Raw genomic sequence first — 21,847 nt, forward strand, 5'->3', positions numbered from 1 at the left:
TCTATGTCTCCTACAAATCCAAACCAATCCAAAAAGCTGATTAAAGTGCCAGAAATGCGCCGTATTAAACATATCCACTTTGTTGGTATTGGTGGTGCAGGGATGTGTGGTATTGCCGAAGTTCTAAAAAATCAGGGCTATAAAATTTCGGGTTCGGACATTAAGGAGTCCAAAACCACCACGCATCTCGAAGCAAATGGCATCAAGGTTTATATTGGGCATTCAGCCGACAATATTAAGAATGCCAATGTATTAGTGGTTTCAACGGCAATCGACCCTGAAAATCCAGAAATTAAAGCCGCGATTGAGCAACGTACCCCAATTGTGCGCCGTGCGGAAATGCTGGGTGAGCTGATGCGTTACCGTCATGGCATCGCGGTTGCGGGTACACATGGTAAAACCACCACCACCAGCTTGTTGACCACCATGCTGGCTGAGGAAAACCTTGATCCAACCTATGTGATTGGCGGTTTGCTAAACAGTACAGGGGTTAATGCGGCACTGGGCGAAAGCCGTTTTATTGTGGCGGAAGCTGATGAGTCGGATGCATCATTCCTGTATTTACAGCCAATGGCGGCGATTGTCACCAATATTGATGCCGACCACATGGATACCTATGAGGGTAGCTTTGACAAGTTAAAGGATACGTTCATCCAGTTTTTGCATAACCTGCCGTTCTATGGCTTGGCGGTGGTCTGTGGTGATGATGCCAATATCCGTGAGATTCTGCCGCGTATTGGCCGTCCAATCCTGACCTACGGTTTTGGTGAGGATAATGATATTCGTGCGGTTGAGGTGGTGCAGGATGGCATGCAGTCGCACTTTACTGTGTTGCGTAAAGACCGTGAGCCATTGCGTGTCACCATCAACCAGCCAGGTTTGCATAATGTCCTGAATGCATTGGCGGCTATTGGTGTGGCAACTGATGAGGGTGTTTCTGATGGAGCGATTTGTCGCGCATTGGAGGGCTTTAGCGGTGTCGGTCGTCGCTTTCAGGTTCAGGGTGAGTTTGAAGTTGGCGAGGGTTTGGTGAAGTTGGTGGATGACTATGGCCACCATCCAAAAGAGGTTGAAGCAACGATTAAGGCGGCCCGTGCCAGCCATCCAGATCGCCGTTTAGTCATGATGTTCCAACCACATCGTTTTAGTCGTACTCGTGATTGTTTTGATGATTTTGTCGATGTGTTATCGCAAGTGGATCAACTGTTATTACTGGAAGTCTATCCAGCGGGTGAAAAACCGATTGTGGGTGCGGATAGCCGTGCTTTAGCACGCAGTATTCGTTTACGTGGTGAAGTTGAACCGATTTTGGTTGATCCCGTTGAAGGTAATTTGCCAAATGTTTTACAAAAAGTGTTACAAGCGAATGACTTGTTATTAACACAAGGCGCGGGTAACGTGGGCGCAATTTCGGTAGAATTGGCTCAGCATCGCCTGTATGCCAAATAATTTATTTTCGTGAATATAAAAGTTTTACAGTTTTAAGGATATAAACGTGTCAAATGCTGCAAAATTCGGCAAAGTTGCTGTGTTGTTTGGTGGGAAGTCAGCTGAACGTGCTGTGTCACTGGATAGTGGTCAAGCCGTTTTAGAGGCTTTGTTGCGCTCAGGTGTGCAAGCAGAGGCATTTGACCCACAGAATCGTAGCGTGACGGAACTGGTTGGCTATGACCGTGCCTTTATTGTGCTGCATGGTCGTGGTGGTGAGGATGGCCAGATTCAGGGTGTTCTTGAATGGCTCAATATTCCATATACGGGGACTGGTGTACAGGGTTCCGCCATTGGTATGGACAAGGTCAAGACCAAGCAGGTCTGGCAGGGCAGTGATTTACCAACAGCGCCTTATCGCATCGTCACCAAGGATTCTGACTTAGATGCGATGATCGCGAATTTAGGCCTGCCTGTGATTATCAAGCCTGTGCATGAAGGCTCAAGTGTCGGTATGAGCAAGGTTGAGAAAGCAGAGGATTTTGCCAACGCAATTGAAAAAGCCACACAGCATGATGCGGTGGTGATGGCCGAAAAATGGATTACAGGCCGTGAATTTACCATTTCATTCCTGAATGGTCAGCCATTGCCCGTGATTCGCTTGCAGCCGCCAGCAGATGTTGCCTTTTATGACTATGAGGCGAAATATCAGCGTGATGATGTGCAGTATGGGATTCCTTGCGGTTTAAGCGAGGCTGAGGAGAAAAGCCTACAGGCGCTTTGTCTGCGCGCGTTTCAGGCGGTTGGTGCAGAGGGCTGGGGACGTATTGATGCCATGCAAGACCAGGATGGAAACTTCTGGTTGCTGGAGGTGAATACCGTACCAGGCATGACCAGCCACTCTTTGGTGCCTAAGGCGGCCCAGGCGGTGGGCTATGGTTTTGATCAACTGTGTGTTGCGATCCTAGAGCAAACCCTGGCGAAGTCGGCTTAATTCATGGCTCAACTTCCTGCATCCATGCGCCGCAAACCACGGGCAGCAATCAGTTCTATCCACGAGAAACCGCCATCACCCAAGCAAAAAATGGTGAATGCGGGAGGGTGGATACTGTTGCTGATCGCTTTCGCTGTGCTCGCAATCGGTCTTTATGGCTTGTATAAAGTGATGACTGATGCAACCGTGGCGCAATTGCAGATTGTTGGGACCAATTCAGATGTTGAAAATCAACAGCTGGCACAGCACTTAAGTCCGATTATTAAACACAACTACTTTACTTCAGATTTAGAACAAATTCGGGACCAGGCTTTAAAGGTCTCATGGGTTGACCGTGTGGTGGTGTCACGAGCTTGGCCAAATGCGATTCGGGTGCGGGTGATGCCACGCCACGCAATTGCACGCTGGGGAACAGGGCGTTTGCTTAGTGACAACGGTGAGGTGTTTAGCGAGGCGGTACCTAAAACACACCCAAACCTGCCGCTGCTTCATGGTCCAGTCAGCCAATCCAAAATGATGATGCGTCGCTATAATGAAATCAACCAGTTGTTTCATCCAGCGAACCTGCGTTTAAAAGAACTGTATTTAACCGAGCGCATGACATGGTTTATGCAGTTTGATTCGGGTCTGCGTATCATTGTGGATCAGGACCAGACCATGAACAAGTTGCAGCGACTCAGCCATTTGGCACAAACGGATCTTAAACCTGTATGGTCAAACATCTCGGCGATTGACCTGCGTTACCGCAATGGCCTTGCCATTCAGTGGAAGAACGCGGCACCGCCCAAGATTGTCAATGGTCAGTTAGTTGTAACGATTGATGACACAAAGCTTGCAGGTGCAATTCAGGCAAAGCCATAATACGTGGCTTAAAAATAACGGGAGATTTTCCCCCGTACTACACAACAAAAGATATGGTATTGAAGTAATGAGTGAAGCTGTTCCCTCAGTTGTTGCGATTGATATTGGGACCCATAAGGTCTCAGTCTTGATTGGTAAGATCCATGCGCCAGATAAGATTCAGGTCATTGGCATGGCAACTGCTCGCAACCGAGGTATGGTTAAAGGCAAGATTGTCAGTCTGGACAAGGTGATTGCCGCCATTAAAAATGCGGTATCTGAGGCCGAGGATATGGCAGAGTGCCGTATCCACAGTGCGTGGGTGTCCATTCCAAGTACAGAGTTGCAGAGTTTTTATGCTTCGGGCCGTACCCCTGTGTCCAACCATGATCATATTATTACAACCAATGAAGTGGTGCGGGCTTTGGAACTGGCAAAAGCCAGCCATATCTCGCCAGACTATTATCTGGCCAGTGCGGTGCCGCTTGGTTTTGAGCTGGGCAACTCTGGTGAGTGGGTGCAGAACCCAGTCAATATGTCGGCGCATAGCATGACAGGGCATTATCAATTGATGATGATGCCGATTAGTACCATGCAAAACCTTGATCGTGCCATGAAAGGTGCGAATATCGGGGTAGAGAAAATGGTGGTATCTAGTTTAGCTACGGCTGAAGCTAGTTTGCTCAAAGATGAAAAAGAATATGGCGTGTGTTTGGTTGATATTGGCGCTGGCACTGCCAATCTCGCCGTCTATCTTGATGGGCGTTTGGCATTAGTACGTACCTTGCAACGTGGTGGTGAAAATGTGACCCGCGATATTGCCGCTGTTTTACAGACCACCACTGAAGAAGCCGAACGTATCAAGATTCTGCATGGCTGTGTAGACCTGAGTGTGGTGAAGCCAGACCACATGATTCAGGTGCAGGGCATTGATGGCACACAAACCATCAGTCGCATTGAGCTTGCAGAAATTATCATTGCACGTTATGAAGAAATCTTCACCTCAATTCGTGAAGAGCTGGAACATAGTGGCGCGATTCATGGCTTGTATCATGGGGTGGTGCTTACAGGCGATGCCTGCCAGATTGAGGGTATGGTCAATTTGGCCCGCCGTATGCTTGGAGTGTCCGCACACCTCGGTAATCCACCCTTGCAGGTTTATGCCGATGACCAGCACTTGCCAGCCTTGCGCCGTTCCATGTACGCAACGGCTGCGGGTTTGCTGATGTTTAGCCAGAGTGACTTGCAGGATGCGGTGGAGGAGCCAGAAGAAGCAAATGACCGTAGCTTTATGGATCGGGTTGCCAATGGCTGGAACGCATTGAACAGCAAACTGAAAGCGATCTTTTAAGTTGTAGGGATTTTGGGGGAAATTGTTAGGAAGTTGTAATCGTAAGTCACTGGACTTGACAAGCTCGGTATTATTGAACAGCATCCTAAACATCAGTTGTTTTAAAAATCAGGGCAGTAACGGGCTGAAGTAACTGCCATTTATATATTAGGAAATCTAAAGGTCATGGCCTCATTTGAATTTATAGAAGATGAACTAGACGATGACAACGGTCAAGCCCGTTTCACAGTATTTGGGGTTGGCGGTGGTGGTGGTAATGCTGTCCAGCACATGGTGCAGTCTGACATTCAGGGTGTAAAGTTTGTCTGTGCCAATACAGATAAACAGGCACTGGATAGCATGAATGCACCTTTTAAAATTCAGATTGGTGAACAAAGTACACGTGGTTTAGGTTGTGGTGGTAAACCAGAGATGGGGCAAATTTCTGGTGAAGAGAGTCGTGAAGTGATTCGCCAGCACCTTGAAGGCACCGATATGGTCTTTGTCACCGCTGGTATGGGTGGCGGTACGGGTACAGGTGCCGCTCCAGTGGTTGCAGAGGTCGCCAAAGAAATGGGGATTCTGACAGTTGGTGTTGTAACGACCCCGTTTAATTTTGAAGGTCGTCGCCGCCAAAAGTTAGCAGAAAAAGGTATTGAAGCTTTAGAAGTGCATGTTGATTCATTGATTATTATTCCAAACCAACGCTTACTGAGCGTTTATGGTGATATTTCAATGAAAGATGCCTATAAAAAGGCAGATGATGTATTACTTAATGCGGTACGGAGTATTTTTGATCTTGTAGTGAACCATGGTCATATGAATCTCGACTTCGCTGATCTGAAAACAGCTATGAGTACTCGCGGTTACGCAATGATGGGGTCGGGTACAGGACGTGGTGAAGATCGTGCTCGTCAGGCGGCTGAACAGGCTATCCGTAGTCCGTTGCTTGATAATGTGAACCTCACCAATGCAAAAGGTGCCTTGGTGAATATCACAGGTGGCGAAGATATTACTGGACGCGAAATTGACATTATTTCAGAAGTAGTCAACCAGATTGTTGATTTGGATGAAGGTGAAATTTTCTATGGTACAGTGTTTGATCCTGATGCGCGTGATGAACTGCGTGTGACTGTAATTGCAACAGGTTTGACACGTAATGCGAATGATACCGAACCCAAAAAACGTACAGTCACTCATACGCCAACAACAATCGCTCAAACCCAACAACCTGTGGATGAAGATGATGTACCTGCGATCAGTAAGCGTACCACGACTGAGGCGCCTGCAACCGCGGCACCGAGTTCCACGCCACGTTCATCGCCTATGAGTATTCAGGATTACTTGAAAAATCAGCAGCGTAAATAATAAAATCATATGTTTAGAGAAAGGGGGCAAATAATTGCTCCCTTTTTTATTTTTTAAAAATGGCAAAATATGCTAAGTTATATCGGTTTTTGCAAATGAAGTTAGCATGGCATGGTGAAACAACGTACTCTAAAGCGTGTGGTGAAAGCGAGCGGTATTGGTCTGCACAGTGGTCAAAAAGTGCTGATCAATTTTGTTCCACACCATATTGATGGAGGCATTGTCTTTCGCCGCATTGACCTGAACCCACCTGTTGACATCCCTGCAAATGCCTTGCTGATCCAGGAAGCATTCATGTGTTCCAACCTTGTCCGTGAAGACATTAAGGTGGGAACCATTGAGCATGTCATGAGTGCGATAGCAGGGCTTGGCATCGACAACCTGATTGTTGAGGTGTCTGCCTCTGAAGTACCCATCATGGATGGCAGTGCGGGACCATTTATTTATTTGCTCATGCAGGGTGAACTTGCCGAGCAAGATGCCGCCAAAAAGTTTATTCGCATTTTAAAACCTGTTGAGGCATTGCTTGATGATAAGCGTGCGATCTTTACCCCCCATGCAGGTTTTCAGCTGAATTTCACTATTGATTTTGACCATCCTGCTTTTGCCAAGGAATACCAGTCGGCCACCATTGATTTCTCAACGGAAACATTTGTTTATGAAGTGAGTGAGGCAAGAACCTTTGGTTTTATGAAAGACCTGGATTACTTGAAAGCCAACAACCTGGCACTTGGTGCTAGCCTGGAAAATGCCATTGGCGTTGATGATACAGGCGTGGTCAATGAAGAAGGACTGCGTTTTGCAGATGAGTTTGTAAGGCATAAAATTCTGGATGCGGTTGGTGATCTGTATCTGCTGGGACATCAGGTGATTGCCAAGTTTGATGGTTATAAATCGGGGCATGCGCTGAATAACCAGTTGTTGCGCAATGTTCAGAATGATCCAGACTGCTATGAAATTGTAACATTTAATAACGAGAATGACTGTCCGATTCCTTATGTGAGTGTGACGTAAGTCATTGTCTTTTCTTGGTAACATTATATTGTATCAATGTAAACTGAGATTTTTGTCACATAAGCAGATTTGTATTGCAATGCTTAAGATAAGCGATTTACTTTTTATTGCTTGCCAAACGTAGTAAAGCTTGGCTAAGCTTAGGGTCGCTCACATATTCAGCGGCGCTGCGTAACTGCTCTTGGGTTTCTGAAGAAAGTGTTTTAGATAGTCGAGGAGGTTCACGAAGAACATTCATTTTGTTTCTTAGGCGAACTTGAATTTTTCGTAATTCTCTGAGGCTTTCTAATTGAGCTAACTGTGCAACGTAGTTGCTTTGTAAATAACTGAGTTGACTAATCATTGCTTGATTTTCACCAGTTATGGTCAAGACACCATGTTGATAACAAACAACCTGCCATTGCTCGGGTTGGGGCAGCAAGGGTTGAATAATTTTGGTAAGTTGTTTCCATTGGGTAACTTGCGTCGTTAGAAACGTTAAGTTTCCAGTTTTTACGTGTTGTCCTTTTTGTTGAAAAACGTTGCTAGGTTCAGACATGTGAACTTCCTCGGAGGTTGTGTGTCCATCTTAAGCGTTTAGTTCGACTCTGATCAAGGAACAGATGATAAAGGGACTTTTTAAGGACGGTTTCAAGAGGTTTTTTATGCATCATACGCGTCGTATTTTACTGGCATTTTCATTGGCTGCTTCAGCTGCTTCAGTTGCTTTTGCAGACTACCAGAATATCACCCAGGCAACAGAGGGTGACCGTTTAGAACAGTTGTCGCAAACCTTGGCACAGGGTTCATATACTCATCCAGATGATCTGGATCTGCCAGCCATTTCGAACGTGTCTCTTAAACTACGTGAAAAAACCATTGAACTGAACAACGCAACCATAGAGAAGAAGTATGGTCGTTCAGCAATCTCCCCTCAGGACAATGCACCGACATTCTCTGCAAACACAGGTTATTCGTGGATGGTGAGCCATCCATTACAGGAAGGACGTGTGAGTTCCACTTGGGGAACCCGAACCTTATTGGGTTCAACCCGTCATCATTCAGGTGTTGATTTATCGGCACCATCAGGTACACCAATCTACTCTACAGGTGCAGGTGTGGTAACCAAATCGGGTTGGGGTACAGGTTATGGGCAATATGTTGAAATTGATCATGGCAATGGCTATATCACTCGCTATGCCCATGCATCACGCCTATTGGTGAATGCAGGCGACCGTATCAATGCAGGTGAGCATATTGCCAATGTCGGTTGTACAGGCCGTTGTACAGGACCACATTTACATTTTGAAGTGGTTAAGGATGGTCAACGTAAAAATCCATCAACCTATCTTGCAATGTTACCGTAATTTAATTTGTTAATAGTTTTATATAAATACTCTGAAAAATCGCCTTATTGGCGATTTTTTTTATTTTTGTTTGAATTAGGTCAATGACTATTTAGTAAGAAAATAATAAGGAGTTTTATATTCATCTGGGGCAATACCCTTATCAAAGTAAAACATGATAGAAATAGTACCGACAAAATGACTTAAGGGAAAAGGTGAATTGTATGGCGTTTTATGGCGACTCTGACGCGCAGGAAACCCAGGAATGGCAAGAAGCATTTGATTCAGTACTACAACATATGGGCACGGAACGCGCCGCTTTCTTACTAGAAAAACTATATCAACGGGCAATTGCAAAACATGTTCCAATCCAACGTCTCAATACACCTTACCTCAACACCATTTCAGTTGAAGAGCAACCTGCGATGCCAGGTGACCAGGACATGGAGCGCCGTATTCGCGCCCTGATTCGCTGGAATGCCCTGGCGATGGTGTTGCGTGCCAATAAAACCGGCGATGACCTCGGCGGACATCTTGCCAGCTTCGCATCCTCCGCCACCTTGTATGATGTGGGCTTTAACCATTTCTTCCGTGCCGCCTCGGATAATTTCGGCGGTGACATGATTTATTATCAGGGCCATTGTGCACCTGGTATCTACGCGCGTTCTTTTCTGGAAGGCCGTTTAACCGAAGAACAGCTCAATAATTTCCGCCGTGAGGTGGGGGGTAATGGTCTCCCAAGTTATCCGCATCCCTACCTGATGCCTGACTATTGGCAGTTCCCAACCGTGTCGATGGGGCTTGGCCCCATTATGTCGATCTATCAGGCACACATTCAAAAATACCTGATGAATCGTGGCCTGATCAAGGAAGAAGACCGCAAGGTTTGGGCTTATCTGGGTGATGGAGAAATGGATGAGCCTGAAAGCCTGGGTGCCATTTCACTGGCGGGTCGTGAGAAGCTGGATAATTTGGTTTGGGTGGTGAACTGCAACTTGCAGCGTCTGGATGGACCAGTGCGCGGCAATGGCAAGATTATTCAGGAACTGGAGTCGATTTTCCGTGGCGCTGGATGGCGTGTGATTAAGGTGGTCTGGGGTCGTCACTGGGACCCGTTACTTGCCCAGGACACTTCAGGGGCATTAAAGGCACGTATGGAAGAAGCAGTGGATGGCGATTACCAGCGCTATCAGGTGAAAGGTGGTGCCTATGCCCGTGAAAACTTCTTTGGCAAATATCCAGAAGCGGCTGAACTGATCAAGAATCTCAGTGATGAAGATATTGATGCACTCAACCGTGGTGGACATGATCCATACAAGGTCTATGCCGCCTATGCGGAGGCAACCAAGAGCAAGGGACAGCCAACCGTTATTTTAGCCAAGACAGTTAAAGGCTATGGTTTGTCCGATGAAGTCGAGGCGGTCAATAAAACCCACCAGATCAAGAAAATGCAGCTTGATTCATTGAAGTATGTACGTGACCGTTTTAATCTGCCGATCAATGATGAACAGCTTGAAGAGCTGCCATTCTATCGCCCAGCGGAAAACTCGCCTGAGCTGAAATATATGAAAGCACGCCGTGAGGCGTTGGGGGGTTACCTGCCTGCGCGCCGTAAGAACAGCACCTCTCTACCAATTCCAGAGCTTTCCATTTTTGATGCTGTATTGAAAGGCAGTGGTGAGAAGCAGCAGTCCACCACCATGCTGATGGTGCGCCTGATCTCGGCATTATTGAAGGAAAAGGCCATCAAGGACCATGTGGTGCCGATCGTACCCGATGAGGCACGTACCTTTGGTCTGGAGGGGATGTTCCGTCAACTGGGCATTTATGCGGCACACGGACAGAAATATACGCCCGAAGACAATGAGCAACTCATGAACTACCGTGAGGCCAAAGATGGCCACATGCTACAGGAAGGCATCAACGAGGCGGGTGCAATGAGCGCATGGGCGGCATTGGGCACCAGTTATTCAACCAATAACCTGCCGATGATTCCAATTTATATGTACTACTCCATGTTTGGTTTCCAGCGTATTGGTGACATTGCATGGGCAGCGGGTGATGCACAGGCGCAGGGCTTCCTGCTTGGCGCAACCGCTGGCCGTACCACACTGAACGGTGAGGGCCTGCAGCATCAGGATGGCCATTCTCATATTCTGGCGAGTACCATTCCAAACTGTGTTGCCTATGATCCCTGCTTTGGTTATGAGCTTGCGGTGATTGTGCATGATGGCCTGAAGCGCATGTATCAGGATCAGGAGCGGGTGTTCTATTATCTTACGGTGATGAATGAAAACTATGAGCATCCTGAAATGCCAGCGGGGGTTGAAGAGGGCATTAAACGCGGCATGTATTTATTAGAGAAAGATGAGCAGGCAACTGTTCAATTGCTCGGTTCAGGTGTGATTCTGCGTGAAGTGATTAAAGCCGCGAAAATTTTGCGTGATGAATATCAAATTCATTCCAATGTGTGGAGTGTCACCAGTTTTAATGAGCTGGCGCGTGATGGGATGGCATGTGATGAATATAACCGTCTACATCCACTGACAGAGACAGCACAAGAGTCATGGGTATCAAAACAGTTACGCCATACTGATGGTATTGTGGTTTCTGCGACAGACCATATGCGTGCCTACAGCGAGCAAATCCGTGGCTATCTACCAGACAACCGTCCATACGTGACTTTGGGTACCGATGGTTATGGCCGTTCGGATACCCGTGGCAACCTGCGTAGTTATTTCGGTGTAGATGCGGCCCATATCGTGGTAGCAACCCTGAAGAAACTGGCAGATGAAGGTGAGGTGGAAAACCGTCTGGTCAAGGATGCGATTTCATCATTTGAGCTGGATACAGATCGTCCAGTGGCATGGGCACCGCAAGAGCATCCTCAGGTGCAGGCGGTGGCTGAATATCATGAATATCAAGCAGGTGAGGGGAACTGATTATGCAAATCCAAACACCTGATATTGGCGTAGATAAGGCGCTGGTTGCGGAAATTCTGGTGAAAGTCGGTGATCATGTTGCGGTTGATGACAGCCTTTTGGTGCTGGAGTCCGACAAGGCAACGGTCGAAGTGCCAAGCACCAAGGCAGGCATCGTCAAAAATATTTTGGTTCAGCAAGGCGATCAAGTTACCGAGGGCGTAGCACTGATCGAGCTGGAAGATGAATCTCAAACTGCTGAATCACCTGCGCAGGATAAGCCAGAGTCCGATGCAGCAAAAGCAGAACAAAAGCCTGTGGTGGAAGCAGAACCAGAAGCTAAGCCAGCAGTTGAAACTACTCAGGCAGCAGCTTCCAGCCAAGTGCTTGATGTGAAAGTTCCAGATATTGGCGTGGAAAAGGCGCTGGTTGCGGAAGTGCTGGTGAAAGTCGGTGATCAGATTGAACCTGAACAGAGCATTGTGGTGGTTGAGTCGGACAAAGCTACAGTGGAAGTACCCAGTACAGTTGCTGGTATTGTTGAGTCGGTCCAGATCAAGGAGGGCGACAGCGTTAAGGAGGGTGTGGTATTGATTCAGGTCAAGACTACACACACCGATACGCCATCTGAACCAGAAACCAAACCAGATAAAACGCAGGACATTGACTCGTCCAGTACAGAAACAGGTAAACTGGAAATTACCGTGCCTGATCTGGGTGTGGAAAAGGCATTGGTTTCAGAAATTCTGGTGAATGTGGGTGACCATGTCGAAGCACAGCAAAGCCTGTGTGTGGTTGAGTCTGATAAGGCCTCGGTTGAGGTGCCAAGCCCATCTGCGGGTATTGTGAAAGCCATCCATGTGTCACCGAATCAGGAAGTCCGTCAGGGCATGGCGCTGGCAATCATTGAGGTGAGTGGCGAGGAGGTTGCCCCAGCAAAGCCCAAGGCAGCGGCTCCAGCAGAAAGTAAAGCCACAGCGAAGCCACAACCGACAGCATCGACACCAGCCACTCCTGTGCAGACAGAGAAACTGACCAAGGCACAGGAAGCAGATAATGCCAAAGTCTATGCAGGCCCCGCCGTGCGTAAACTGGCGCGTGAACTGGGAGTGGTGCTTGCTCAGGTAAAAGCTTCGGGTGAGCATGGCCGTGTGATGAAAGAAGATGTGTTTGCCTATGTGAAAACACGACTCACCGTGCCACAGGCTGCGTCCTCATCCCAAGCGGCAGCAGTCACTGCTGGTTTACCAGCATTACCAGATTTTAGTGCCTTTGGCGGTGGTGAAGTAAAGGCAATGACACGCTTGCAGCAGGTGTCTGTGCCGCAATTGTCATTAAATAACTTCATCCCTCAAGTGACACAGTTTGACTTGGCGGATATCACTGAACTGGAAGCATGGCGCGGCGAACTTAAAGACGGCTTTAAAAAGCAGGGCATTAGCTTGACCATCCTGGCCTTTATTGCCAAAGCGGTTGCCCATTTGCTGAAAGAGGAGCCTTATTTTGCTGGGCACTTGGCAGATGACCAGAAGTCGGTGCTGCTGCGTAACGAAATTCATATGGGCATTGCGGTGGCAACCCCTGATGGATTGACCGTTCCTGTATTGCGTAATCCTGACCAGAAATCCATTAAGCAAATCGCGATGGAATTGGCTGAGCTAAGTCAAAAAGCGCGTGATCGTAAGTTATCACCAAAAGACCTACAAGGGGCCAACTTTACCATTACCAGTCTGGGTAGTATTGGTGGAACAGCGTTTACGCCATTGGTGAACTGGCCTCAAGTGGCAATTCTGGGTATCTCACCTGCAACCATGCAGCCTGTGTGGAATGGCAAAGACTTTGATCCTCGTTTGATGTTACCTCTGTCACTGTCCTATGACCATCGGGTGATTAATGGTGCGGATGCGGCGCGTTTTACTAATAAATTGACCAAGCTATTAAAAGATATTCGAAGTTTGTTGCTCTAACGAATAATTGATTTAAGAATACCTCGCTCAGGCGGGTTTTTCTTTTTATGATGATCATTTATTTGGCAATTGCGATAAAATAAAAATTCATTATTCAAAACAATTTTTAGAATTGGTGCAAGGATGTTGGTGATTTAGCGGGTGATGCTGCCATTGCTACTCATTGTTTTTATCCTGATGGGATTGTGGGTCAGCTTCCTGCATTTTCCATGCAATTGGGTGATGTATGTGGTCATGGGGTTGGAAATGCTGGTGGCGACGGTGGTCATGGCAATGGAATATCAGGCACAGCATATGGGTGGCGCAAGTGGCTGGGGCAGCTTTGGTTTTCTTGGCCTGAGTGTCTATTTGGCTTTTTTACTGGGTTGTTTTCGTGTGTTGATCTGGGCTTACCAAAAATTTTGGGTTTGATGATTTAAAACGATTTAATTCTTTGGTAAAATAAAACCACTTCATTGGGGAGTAGCCGCTCTTTACGCAAAGTAGAGAGGTGATGATCAACATAATTGTTCAACAGAACATGGTCATCATAGCAAAGAACCAAAAACAGCTTTTCAGCTGTGCTTTTGTTGGCAAGACCTTTGATTTATCACTCTGCAATCAATCCATTTGATTTTGGCTAGCAGGAGGGATAGGTCATCGGTATATTTTGCTAGCCAGAGCATTCAACCATGTATGAATTTCTCATCTCCACCTCAGTTGTTGCCCTTGCTGAAATGGGTGACAAGACCCAACTGCTGGCATTGCTGCTTGCGGCGCGTTTTCGTAAACCGATTCCCATCTTAATTGCCATTTTACTGGCTACCACCATCAATCATGGTCTTTCGGCTGTGTTGGGACAATGGATCACTACAGTATTGAGTCCTGAAATTCTATTGTGGATTCTTGCCCTTGGTTTTATTGGCATGGCGATCTGGATGCTGATCCCAGATGAACTGAGTGATGAAACTGAAAGCATCAATAAATGGCAGAGATTTGGTGTGTTTGGTGCAACCTTTATCCTGTTTTTTCTGGCAGAAATTGGTGATAAAACCCAGATTGCCACGGTTGCCCTTGCGGCACGTTTTGACAGTGTGTTTTGGGTGATGTGTGGAACAACGGTAGGGATGATGATTGCCAATGCGCCAGCAGTATTTATTGGCGATAAACTGGCAGATAAGCTCCCCATCTCATTGATTCATAAAATTGGTGCCGTGATCTTCCTTGTTGTGGGTATTTCGGCATTGGTGCAGCATTATTATTTCTAGTACCCATTCCCAGGCATATAAACAGGACCCATACCTTGTTATGGGTTTTTTCTTATAAATTACGATAAAAGTCCAATATTAGATTGAAACATGGGCTAAACCCCATTATTTTGTTATGGAATTAAAATATTTCATATCTAAAGGTTTTTTCTGGGGTTGTTATGAGCTTTGAGCGGACTACATCGCAAATATTATTTGATAATGGCACACATAAATGCATTAGTTTTACCAGTTTGGTGAAAGGTGAGGGCATTCAGGCCAACCAGTTCCTGATTATTGACCATGATCGCGCCGCAGTGCTTGATCCAGGGGGAGACCTGACCTATGTGCCCTTAACCATGGAGTTAAATCGCTATACTAAACTGAAAAACCTGGACTATGTTATGGCATCGCATCAGGATCCTGACATCATTACCTCAATGCCGCGCTGGCTGGTCTACACTGATGCCAAGGTGGTGGCATCCAAGCTATGGGCACGCTTTTTACCGCACTTAAACTCTGCATTTATGAGCGACCGCATGAAAGGAGACTGGGAGGAACGACTGATTGAGCTACCTGATACAGGTCAGGTGATTGCATTGGGTGAGTCTGCGATTGTTGCCATTCCAGCCCATTTCCTGCATTCGGTGGGTAATTTCCAGTTTTATGATCCAGTCGCCAAAATTCTTTTTTCAGGGGATATGGGCGCCTCAATTGTTGATGATGCCAACCAGCCGATTACCGATTTTGAAGCTCATATCAAGAAGATGAAAGGCTTCCATCAGCGTTATATGTGTTCCAACAAGGTCATTCGTTTGTGGGTCAATATGGTTCGCCAAATGGACCTCGACATGATTGTGCCGCAGCATGGCACCGCATTTGTTGGAAAAGAGATGATCAACCAGTTTCTGGACTGGATTGAGGGCCTTGAATGTGGGGTGGACCTGATGAATGAATATGTGTTCAGTATTCCAGCCGAGATCAGTTAGAATTTTTTAAGGCAGGACAGGGATAGTCAGTGCCTATAAATTATTTTCATCATAGAAAATGAAAATCACGGCAAAATTTGTTTATAATAGCTCACGGAAATTACCAGTGAGATTGTTATGCTGACCATCGTTCAAGAAGCCTTGACCTTCGATGATGTCTTATTACTTCCTGCCTACTCAACTGTTCTCCCAAAAGATGTCTCCTTAAAGACACGTTTAACTCGCGGAATTCAACTTAATATCCCTCTCGTTTCTGCTGCAATGGATACGGTGACTGAGTCTCGTATGGCGATTGCAATGGCGCAAAATGGCGGTATTGGTATTTTGCATAAAAACATGGATATCGCTGCACAAGCTGCGGAAGTACGCCGTGTAAAAAAATTCGAAGCTGGAATGGTGAAAGACCCAATCACAGTAACGCCTGAAACGACAGTACGTGAACTTATTGCAATTACCCAAGCCAATAATATTAGCGGTGTACCTGTTGTAAAAGATGGCAAAGTTGTGGGGATTGTCACAGGTCGTGATACTCGTTTTGAAACCAATCTTGAACAACCCGTCAGCAACATCATGACGGGTCAAGACCGTTTAGTGACTGTTCGTGAAGGTGAGTCGAAAGAAAATATTCAAGCATTGCTACAAAAGCATCGTATTGAAAAAGTTCTAGTTGTTGGTGAACACAATGAACTCAAAGGTTTGATTACAGTTACTGACTTCCGTAAAGCGGAAAGCTATCCAAGCAGCTGTAAAGATGACCTTGGTCGTTTACGTGTTGGTGCCGCAGTTGGTACAGGCGTAGAAACACCAAGCCGTGTGGAAGCATTGGTCGATGCGGGTGTAGATGTGATTGTCGTGGATACTGCACACGGTCATTCAGCGGGTGTGATTGAACGTGTACGTTGGGTAAAGGCAAACTATCCTCAAGTTCAAGTGATTGGTGGAAACATTGCAACAGGTGATGCAGCTTTAGCATTGTTAGATGCAGGTGCAGATGCCGTTAAAGTGGGTATTGGCCCTGGTTCGATCTGTACCACTCGTATTGTGGCAGGTATCGGTATGCCGCAAATTTCGGCAATTGATAGCGTTGCCAATGCATTAAAAGATCAAATTCCATTGATCGCAGATGGCGGTATTCGTTTCTCTGGCGATATGGCGAAAGCGATTGGCGCAGGTGCGAGCACGATCATGGTCGGTTCACTCCTTGCTGGTACTGAAGAAGCGCCGGGTGAAGTGGAATTCTTCCAAGGTCGTTACTATAAAGCGTATCGTGGTATGGGTTCGTTAGGTGCAATGGCGGGAGCAACAGGTTCTGCTGACCGTTATTTCCAAGACTCTAAAGCAGGTGCTGAAAAGTTGGTACCAGAAGGCATCGAGGGTCGTGTTCCATACAAAGGTCCAATGGGGAATATCATCCATCAAATGATGGGTGGTTTGCGTTCTTCTATGGGCTATACAGGTTCATCTGTGATTGAAGATCTTCGTCAAAATGCAAAATTTGTGAAAATTACTTCGGCAGGCATGTCGGAATCACATGTTCATGATGTGACAATCACTAAAGAAGCACCAAACTATCGTGTAGGTTGATCTTTAGTTATTTTGGCAATAAAAAAACCGTCAGTCCACTGACGGTTTTTTTTGTTTTGGTGTAAAGTAAAACAGATGAAAAATAATATGACGATACGTCATATAAAGATAAGAAAGCGAGTAAAGAATGAGCTATTTTGGAACTGATGGAATTCGTGGCAAATTTGGACAAATGCCGATTACCCCTGAATTTGCATTAAAATTAGGATTTGCAGCAGGAAAAGTATTAAAAAGAAATAGTCCTAAAAACAAACCAATTGTGGTTATGGGTAAAGATACGCGTTTATCAGGCTATATTCTGGAAGCGGCTTTACAAGCAGGCCTAAATGCCGCAGGTGTCTATGTGCATTTACTTGGGCCATTACCAACACCTGCAATAGCGCATTTAACACGTGCTTTACATGCACATGCAGGTATTGTGATTTCAGCATCACATAACCCTTACTTTGATAATGGGATTAAATTTTTCTCAAGTGAAGGTAAAAAACTCCCAGATGCCTTACAAAATGAGATCAATCAAGAATTAGAAAAAGATTTAGTGATTGATGATACGGCTAACCTAGGTAAAAGTGTTCGTGTAAAAGATGCAAATGGTCGATACATCGAATTCTGTAAATCAACATTTCCATATCACTTCGATCTTAGTAATCTCAAAATTGTAGTGGATTGTGCTAACGGCGCAGCATATAGCGTTGGTCCTTCAGTTTTTAGAGAGCTAGGTGCAAAAGTAATCCCGCTTTTTAATGAACCAGATGGTTTAAATATCAATGAAAATTGTGGATCAACCCATCCTGAATTTTTACAAAAGGCCGTGGTTGATCACCAAGCCGATTTAGGTATTGCGTTTGATGGTGATGCAGACCGTGTGGTGATGGTGGATAAAAATGGTCAATTGGTTGATGGTGACCATATCCTGTATATCCTTGCTACTCAGGCTAAAAATAAACCAGCAGGTATTGTTGGAACAGTCATGAGTAATATGGCACTTGAGTTAGCATTACAAAAAGCGGATGTCGGTTTTGTGCGCGCAAAAGTCGGTGACCGCTATGTATTACAGGCATTAGAAGAAAATGGTTGGGTCACAGGTGGTGAGCCTTCAGGTCATATTCTAACATTGGATAAGAGCACCACAGGCGATGCGATTATTGCTGCCTTACAAGTGCTCACGGTGATGGTTGAGCAAGCCAAAGCATTACATGAATTAGTTGCAGACTTTGAATTATTTCCACAGGTGTTAATCAATGTTCGTTTGCAACAGATGATTGAGCCCTACTCAATCCCTGCGCTGGTTGAAGAGTTTGAGAAAGCTGAACAACAATTGAAAGGTCGTGGACGTATTTTGATTCGTAAATCAGGTACTGAACCTGTGATTCGGGTCATGGTTGAGGGAGATCAACAGCAGGAAGTGGATGCCATCGCAAATCATTTAGCCGATGCAGTCAGAGCTCATGCTCAAGCTGCTTAAAGGAGAGTAATAATGAATGATGTCATTAAAGACCTGAGTGAACTTCGTTTAAGTTATGAACAAGGTGAGTTACACGAATCCCAGATGAGTGTAAATCCCCATGAGCAATTCTTGAATTGGTTCAATCATGCACTCACTGCTCAATTACATGAACCGTATGCGATGTCTTTGGCGACAGCAAATGCTCAAGGTCGCCCACACGTGCGAACTGTTTTGTTACGTGGTGCGACAGAAGCTGGTTATGATTTTTACACCAATTATGATAGTCAGAAAGGATTAGACCTTGCGGAAAATCCTTATGCTGAAATTTTATTTTACTGGCCGAGTTTAGAGCGTCAGGTGCGTATCGGTGGTCAGGTTTCCAAGATTCCAGAACAGGAATCGACGGATTATTACCACAAGCGTCCACGTGATAGTCAAATTGCAGCACATATTAGTACGCCACAAAGTGGTGTCATTGAAAGCCGTGAGTTATTACAACAGCGTTTTCAAAACTTACAAAATCAAGTACATGAAGCTGAGTTGGATAAACCCGAATTTTGGGGTGGTTATCGCTTAGATGCTGATTATTATGAATTCTGGCAAGGGCGTCCGAATCGTTTACATGATCGTTTAAGTTATGAAAAACGTAACGGACTTTGGATTATTCAACGCTTGATGCCATAAATGACCATGATTCAAATTCAACAAAGACCATTTTTGACACGCCCTGAACAATTTCAGGGCGTGCCTACGTTTATTGCTGAGATATTGGCGAGACGTGGAGTGCAATCGGAACAAGAGCTTGAGCTAAAACTCAAGCATTTATTGCCACCTGATCTCAAAGGATTAGATCAAGCCGTTGAATTAATTGATCAAGTGATTGATCAAAAAAAACAGATCGTAATTATTGGTGATTATGATGCCGATGGCGCGACCAGTACTGCATTGATGATCTTAGTTCTTAAAGAAATGGGGGCGAACGTTGAATATTTAGTGCCTGATCGCTTTAAGTACGGTTATGGACTCACGCCTAAAATTGCTGAACTGGCACAGCAGACCTATCAGCCAGATTTACTGATTACCGTGGACAATGGTATATCGAGCCATGCAGGGGTGGAGACTGCCCAAGCTTTAGGGATGCAGGTCATCATTACCGATCATCATTTGACGACAAAACCTACGCCAAACGCTGAAGCAGTGGTCAATCCGAATCAACTGGGTTGCATTTTTCCAAGTAAAGCACTTGCAGGTGTTGGCGTTGCTTTTTATGTACTAGCAAAATTAGCCAGTTACCGTTCTCAGCAGGGAAAAAGTACTAGTAAAGTCACTCAGTATTTAGATTTGGTTGCATTGGGGACTTATGCTGATGTTGCATCGCTTGATTATAATAACCGTATTTTAGTGGATGCTGGCTTAAAACGAATTCAGCAATATCAATGTCGTGCAGGAATTTTAGCATTATTGGATATTGCTAAAAGAGATGCGGCAACCTTAAAAGCACAGGATCTGGGTTTTGTGCTTGGACCACGTATCAATGCGGCGGGTCGCATGGAAAGCATGCGAATCGGGATCGAGTGCCTGCTTGCGCCTGATATGGCAACTGCCTATCCAATTGCCCAGCAATTAAACCAGTTAAATATCGAGCGCCGTCAGGTTGAGGGCGCGATGAAGCAGCAGGCGCTCAGTGCTTTACAACATATTCAACTGGAAACGGAACATTTACCCGCGGCTTTGGTGATGTTTGATGAACAGTGGCATCAAGGGGTAATAGGGATTGTCGCTGGGCGTCTAAAAGAACAGTTCCATCGTCCCAGTCTGGTGTTTGCCCCTGATGAGGATGGCATTCATATCAAGGGTTCGGCGCGTTCCATTGAGGGTATTCATATTCGCGACACCATTGAACAGGTGGCGGAGCAGTATCCCCATTTGGTCAGCCATTTTGGTGGACATGCCGCTGCCGCTGGCCTTACCCTGAATAAAGCCCATTTTGAGGAATTTAGGCAGATCTTCACCCAATATATTGCTGAAATGGATCAGGAGTTGTTTCAGGCAACCTTGTGGACGGATGGGATATTACCTGATATGGCGGTAAGCCTTAGCACACTGGACCAGATCGAACAACTTGGTCCGTGGGGACAGAAGTTTCCGTTGCCACAGTTTGAGGGAAGCTTTAAGGTCATCGACTATCGCTGGTTGAAAGACCAGCATTTAAAGCTAAAACTGGCGCTCGGACAGCAGGTTGTGGATGCCATTGCTTTCAATGCGGCAGACCGTTTTGAGTTCAATCCGATGCTGAGCTATGTCGACCTGGTGTATACGCTGGAACGCAATGTTTTTAATGGTATCACCAGCCTGCAACTTCAGGTTGTATATTTAAGCCAATAAAAAATCCACCCATAAAGGGTGGATTCCTTAGCGTCTGTTTAAAGATCAACAGACCCTATATTCTCTCTGGAGAGAATTAGAAGCGGTACGCACCACGTACACCGAAAGAATTTGCATCATCAACAAAATTGATATTGCCTTCTACACTGATTTGTTGAGTGAAGAATTTCTTCGCACGGATAGAGAATACGCCGTCAGCACCATCAACACCGCTATCTGCATAACCAGCACCTACGCTGAAAGTTTTGTCTAGGTAAACATCACCGCCTAGGTTGAATGCAGTGTCGTCACCAAATACTAAACCACCTTCAAGATTTACATCAAAACCACTAAGGTTAGTGACATATTTAGCACGTAAAGTTGGGTCAGAATCGTTATCACCGCCATCAACATCTGCACCAGCAATACCAACTGCTACAAGGAAGTTAGACGCAGGTAAATAACCAACTTCGGCAGCGTATGTAGTTGTATCTGCACCATCAGTACCCAAGTCAGCACTTAGATAAAAATCAGTGTTTGGTACATAATATTCTACACCAGCAGAAACCGCAGTATCTTCAGACAAGTCATCATAGCTAAGTTCACCATGAATATTGCTTGCACGATTTAAAAATGCAGCTTCATTTAATGGACCATTTTTAGTTTGTACTGGTGCGAAGTAGTAAGTACCATCAACACCAACAACAGTTACGCCGTCAGCTGCGTCGATATATCCTAAAGAACCACCAACTTCTGCTTGATAAGCATTTGCCCCCATAGCGAATACTGAAGCTAGAACAGCAGTAGCAAGACTTAATTTTTTCATGGCAAAAACTCCGTAAAGGTTTTCAAATATTTTGTTACATAATTTCAGTGTAATAAAAAATAAAACAATGTCAATCGCTGGAAAGTAATTTAACATTAAAAATGTAAGTGAATTGTAAAATTTACATTTTATCTATTTGATTATTACTCATAATTTTTAAATGTTTTGATTTATTAAAACTTAGGGGATATTGTGTACATTGGTGTTTGTCGTGTAATTTTTAC

At 45.4% G+C, this 21,847-nt stretch carries 18 protein-coding genes and 1 riboswitch; of the genes, 16 read left to right on the forward strand and 2 right to left on the reverse strand.

The window, feature by feature from the left end; all coding sequences use genetic code 11:
• Positions 1–3 precede the first annotated feature (3 nt).
• From murC to lpxC, 6 genes are all read left to right on the forward strand, one after another.
• Entirely contained in the window at positions 4–1,449 is a 1,446-nt protein-coding gene (murC, locus tag F973_RS04980; protein WP_004683550.1) for a UDP-N-acetylmuramate--L-alanine ligase, read from the forward strand.
• Positions 1,450–1,495: 46 nt separating this feature from the next.
• A complete protein-coding gene (locus F973_RS04985; protein WP_004760422.1) occupies positions 1,496–2,422 on the forward strand; it encodes a D-alanine--D-alanine ligase in 927 nt (308 codons plus the stop codon).
• Positions 2,423–2,425: 3 nt separating this feature from the next.
• Positions 2,426–3,283 carry a cell division protein FtsQ/DivIB gene (locus F973_RS04990; RefSeq protein ID WP_004760424.1) on the forward strand — a complete coding sequence of 286 codons (858 nt, stop codon included), beginning with the start codon at positions 2,426–2,428 and terminating at the stop codon, positions 3,281–3,283.
• Positions 3,284–3,350: 67 nt separating this feature from the next.
• Complete coding sequence (ftsA, locus tag F973_RS04995) at positions 3,351–4,613, forward strand: cell division protein FtsA (RefSeq protein ID WP_004760426.1); 1,263 nt, start codon at positions 3,351–3,353, stop codon at positions 4,611–4,613.
• A 165-nt stretch (positions 4,614–4,778) separates the two neighbouring features.
• A complete protein-coding gene (gene ftsZ / locus F973_RS05000) occupies positions 4,779–5,960 on the forward strand; it encodes a cell division protein FtsZ (RefSeq protein ID WP_004760428.1) in 1,182 nt (393 codons plus the stop codon).
• A gap of 111 nt (positions 5,961–6,071) precedes the next feature.
• On the forward strand, positions 6,072–6,974 hold the full coding sequence (lpxC, locus tag F973_RS05005; RefSeq protein WP_004760429.1) for a UDP-3-O-acyl-N-acetylglucosamine deacetylase: 903 nt from the start codon (positions 6,072–6,074) through the stop codon (positions 6,972–6,974).
• 97 nt (positions 6,975–7,071) lie between these two features.
• On the opposite strand, the gene F973_RS05010 is transcribed toward lpxC, so the two are convergent.
• Positions 7,072–7,512 carry a hypothetical protein gene (locus F973_RS05010; protein WP_004760430.1) on the reverse strand — a complete coding sequence of 147 codons (441 nt, stop codon included), beginning with the start codon at positions 7,510–7,512 and terminating at the stop codon, positions 7,072–7,074.
• A 106-nt stretch (positions 7,513–7,618) separates the two neighbouring features.
• Between F973_RS05010 and F973_RS05015 the strand changes: the two genes are divergently transcribed.
• The 10 genes from F973_RS05015 to recJ all read left to right on the forward strand — a co-directional run bounded on the left by F973_RS05015 (position 7,619) and on the right by recJ (position 20,818).
• Positions 7,619–8,320, forward strand: a complete 702-nt coding sequence (locus tag F973_RS05015; protein ID WP_004760432.1) for a M23 family metallopeptidase — start codon at positions 7,619–7,621, stop codon at positions 8,318–8,320.
• Positions 8,321–8,523: 203 nt separating this feature from the next.
• Entirely contained in the window at positions 8,524–11,241 is a 2,718-nt protein-coding gene (aceE, locus tag F973_RS05020) for a pyruvate dehydrogenase (acetyl-transferring), homodimeric type (protein WP_004760433.1), read from the forward strand.
• Positions 11,242–11,243: 2 nt separating this feature from the next.
• Complete coding sequence (locus F973_RS05025; protein ID WP_004760435.1) at positions 11,244–13,187, forward strand: 2-oxo acid dehydrogenase subunit E2; 1,944 nt, start codon at positions 11,244–11,246, stop codon at positions 13,185–13,187.
• 144 nt (positions 13,188–13,331) lie between these two features.
• Positions 13,332–13,598 carry a hypothetical protein gene (locus F973_RS05030; protein ID WP_004760437.1) on the forward strand — a complete coding sequence of 89 codons (267 nt, stop codon included), beginning with the start codon at positions 13,332–13,334 and terminating at the stop codon, positions 13,596–13,598.
• A gap of 34 nt (positions 13,599–13,632) precedes the next feature.
• Positions 13,633–13,773, forward strand: a riboswitch (yybP-ykoY riboswitch).
• An 85-nt stretch (positions 13,774–13,858) separates the two neighbouring features.
• Positions 13,859–14,434, forward strand: a complete 576-nt coding sequence (locus tag F973_RS05035; protein ID WP_004760439.1) for a TMEM165/GDT1 family protein — start codon at positions 13,859–13,861, stop codon at positions 14,432–14,434.
• 161 nt (positions 14,435–14,595) lie between these two features.
• A complete protein-coding gene (locus tag F973_RS05040) occupies positions 14,596–15,402 on the forward strand; it encodes an oxygen-binding di-iron domain-containing protein (RefSeq protein WP_004760441.1) in 807 nt (268 codons plus the stop codon).
• A gap of 117 nt (positions 15,403–15,519) precedes the next feature.
• Positions 15,520–16,986, forward strand: coding sequence for an IMP dehydrogenase (gene guaB, locus F973_RS05045; protein ID WP_004756912.1), 1,467 nt, complete (start codon positions 15,520–15,522; stop codon positions 16,984–16,986).
• A 127-nt stretch (positions 16,987–17,113) separates the two neighbouring features.
• Positions 17,114–18,451, forward strand: a complete 1,338-nt coding sequence (gene glmM, locus F973_RS05050; protein WP_004760443.1) for a phosphoglucosamine mutase — start codon at positions 17,114–17,116, stop codon at positions 18,449–18,451.
• Positions 18,452–18,463: 12 nt separating this feature from the next.
• On the forward strand, positions 18,464–19,117 hold the full coding sequence (gene pdxH / locus F973_RS05055) for a pyridoxamine 5'-phosphate oxidase (RefSeq protein ID WP_004760445.1): 654 nt from the start codon (positions 18,464–18,466) through the stop codon (positions 19,115–19,117).
• Positions 19,118–20,818, forward strand: coding sequence for a single-stranded-DNA-specific exonuclease RecJ (recJ, locus tag F973_RS05060; protein WP_004760446.1), 1,701 nt, complete (start codon positions 19,118–19,120; stop codon positions 20,816–20,818).
• A 76-nt stretch (positions 20,819–20,894) separates the two neighbouring features.
• On the opposite strand, the gene F973_RS05065 is transcribed toward recJ, so the two are convergent.
• The gene (locus tag F973_RS05065) at positions 20,895–21,623 is read right to left on the reverse strand and encodes a putative porin (protein WP_004760447.1); all 729 of its coding nucleotides are present in this window, start codon (positions 21,621–21,623) and stop codon (positions 20,895–20,897) included.
• Positions 21,624–21,847 lie beyond the last annotated feature (224 nt).

Origin of the sequence: Acinetobacter sp. CIP 102129 (assembly GCF_000368305.1) — a bacterium.
Classification (GTDB): domain Bacteria; phylum Pseudomonadota; class Gammaproteobacteria; order Pseudomonadales; family Moraxellaceae; genus Acinetobacter; species Acinetobacter parvus.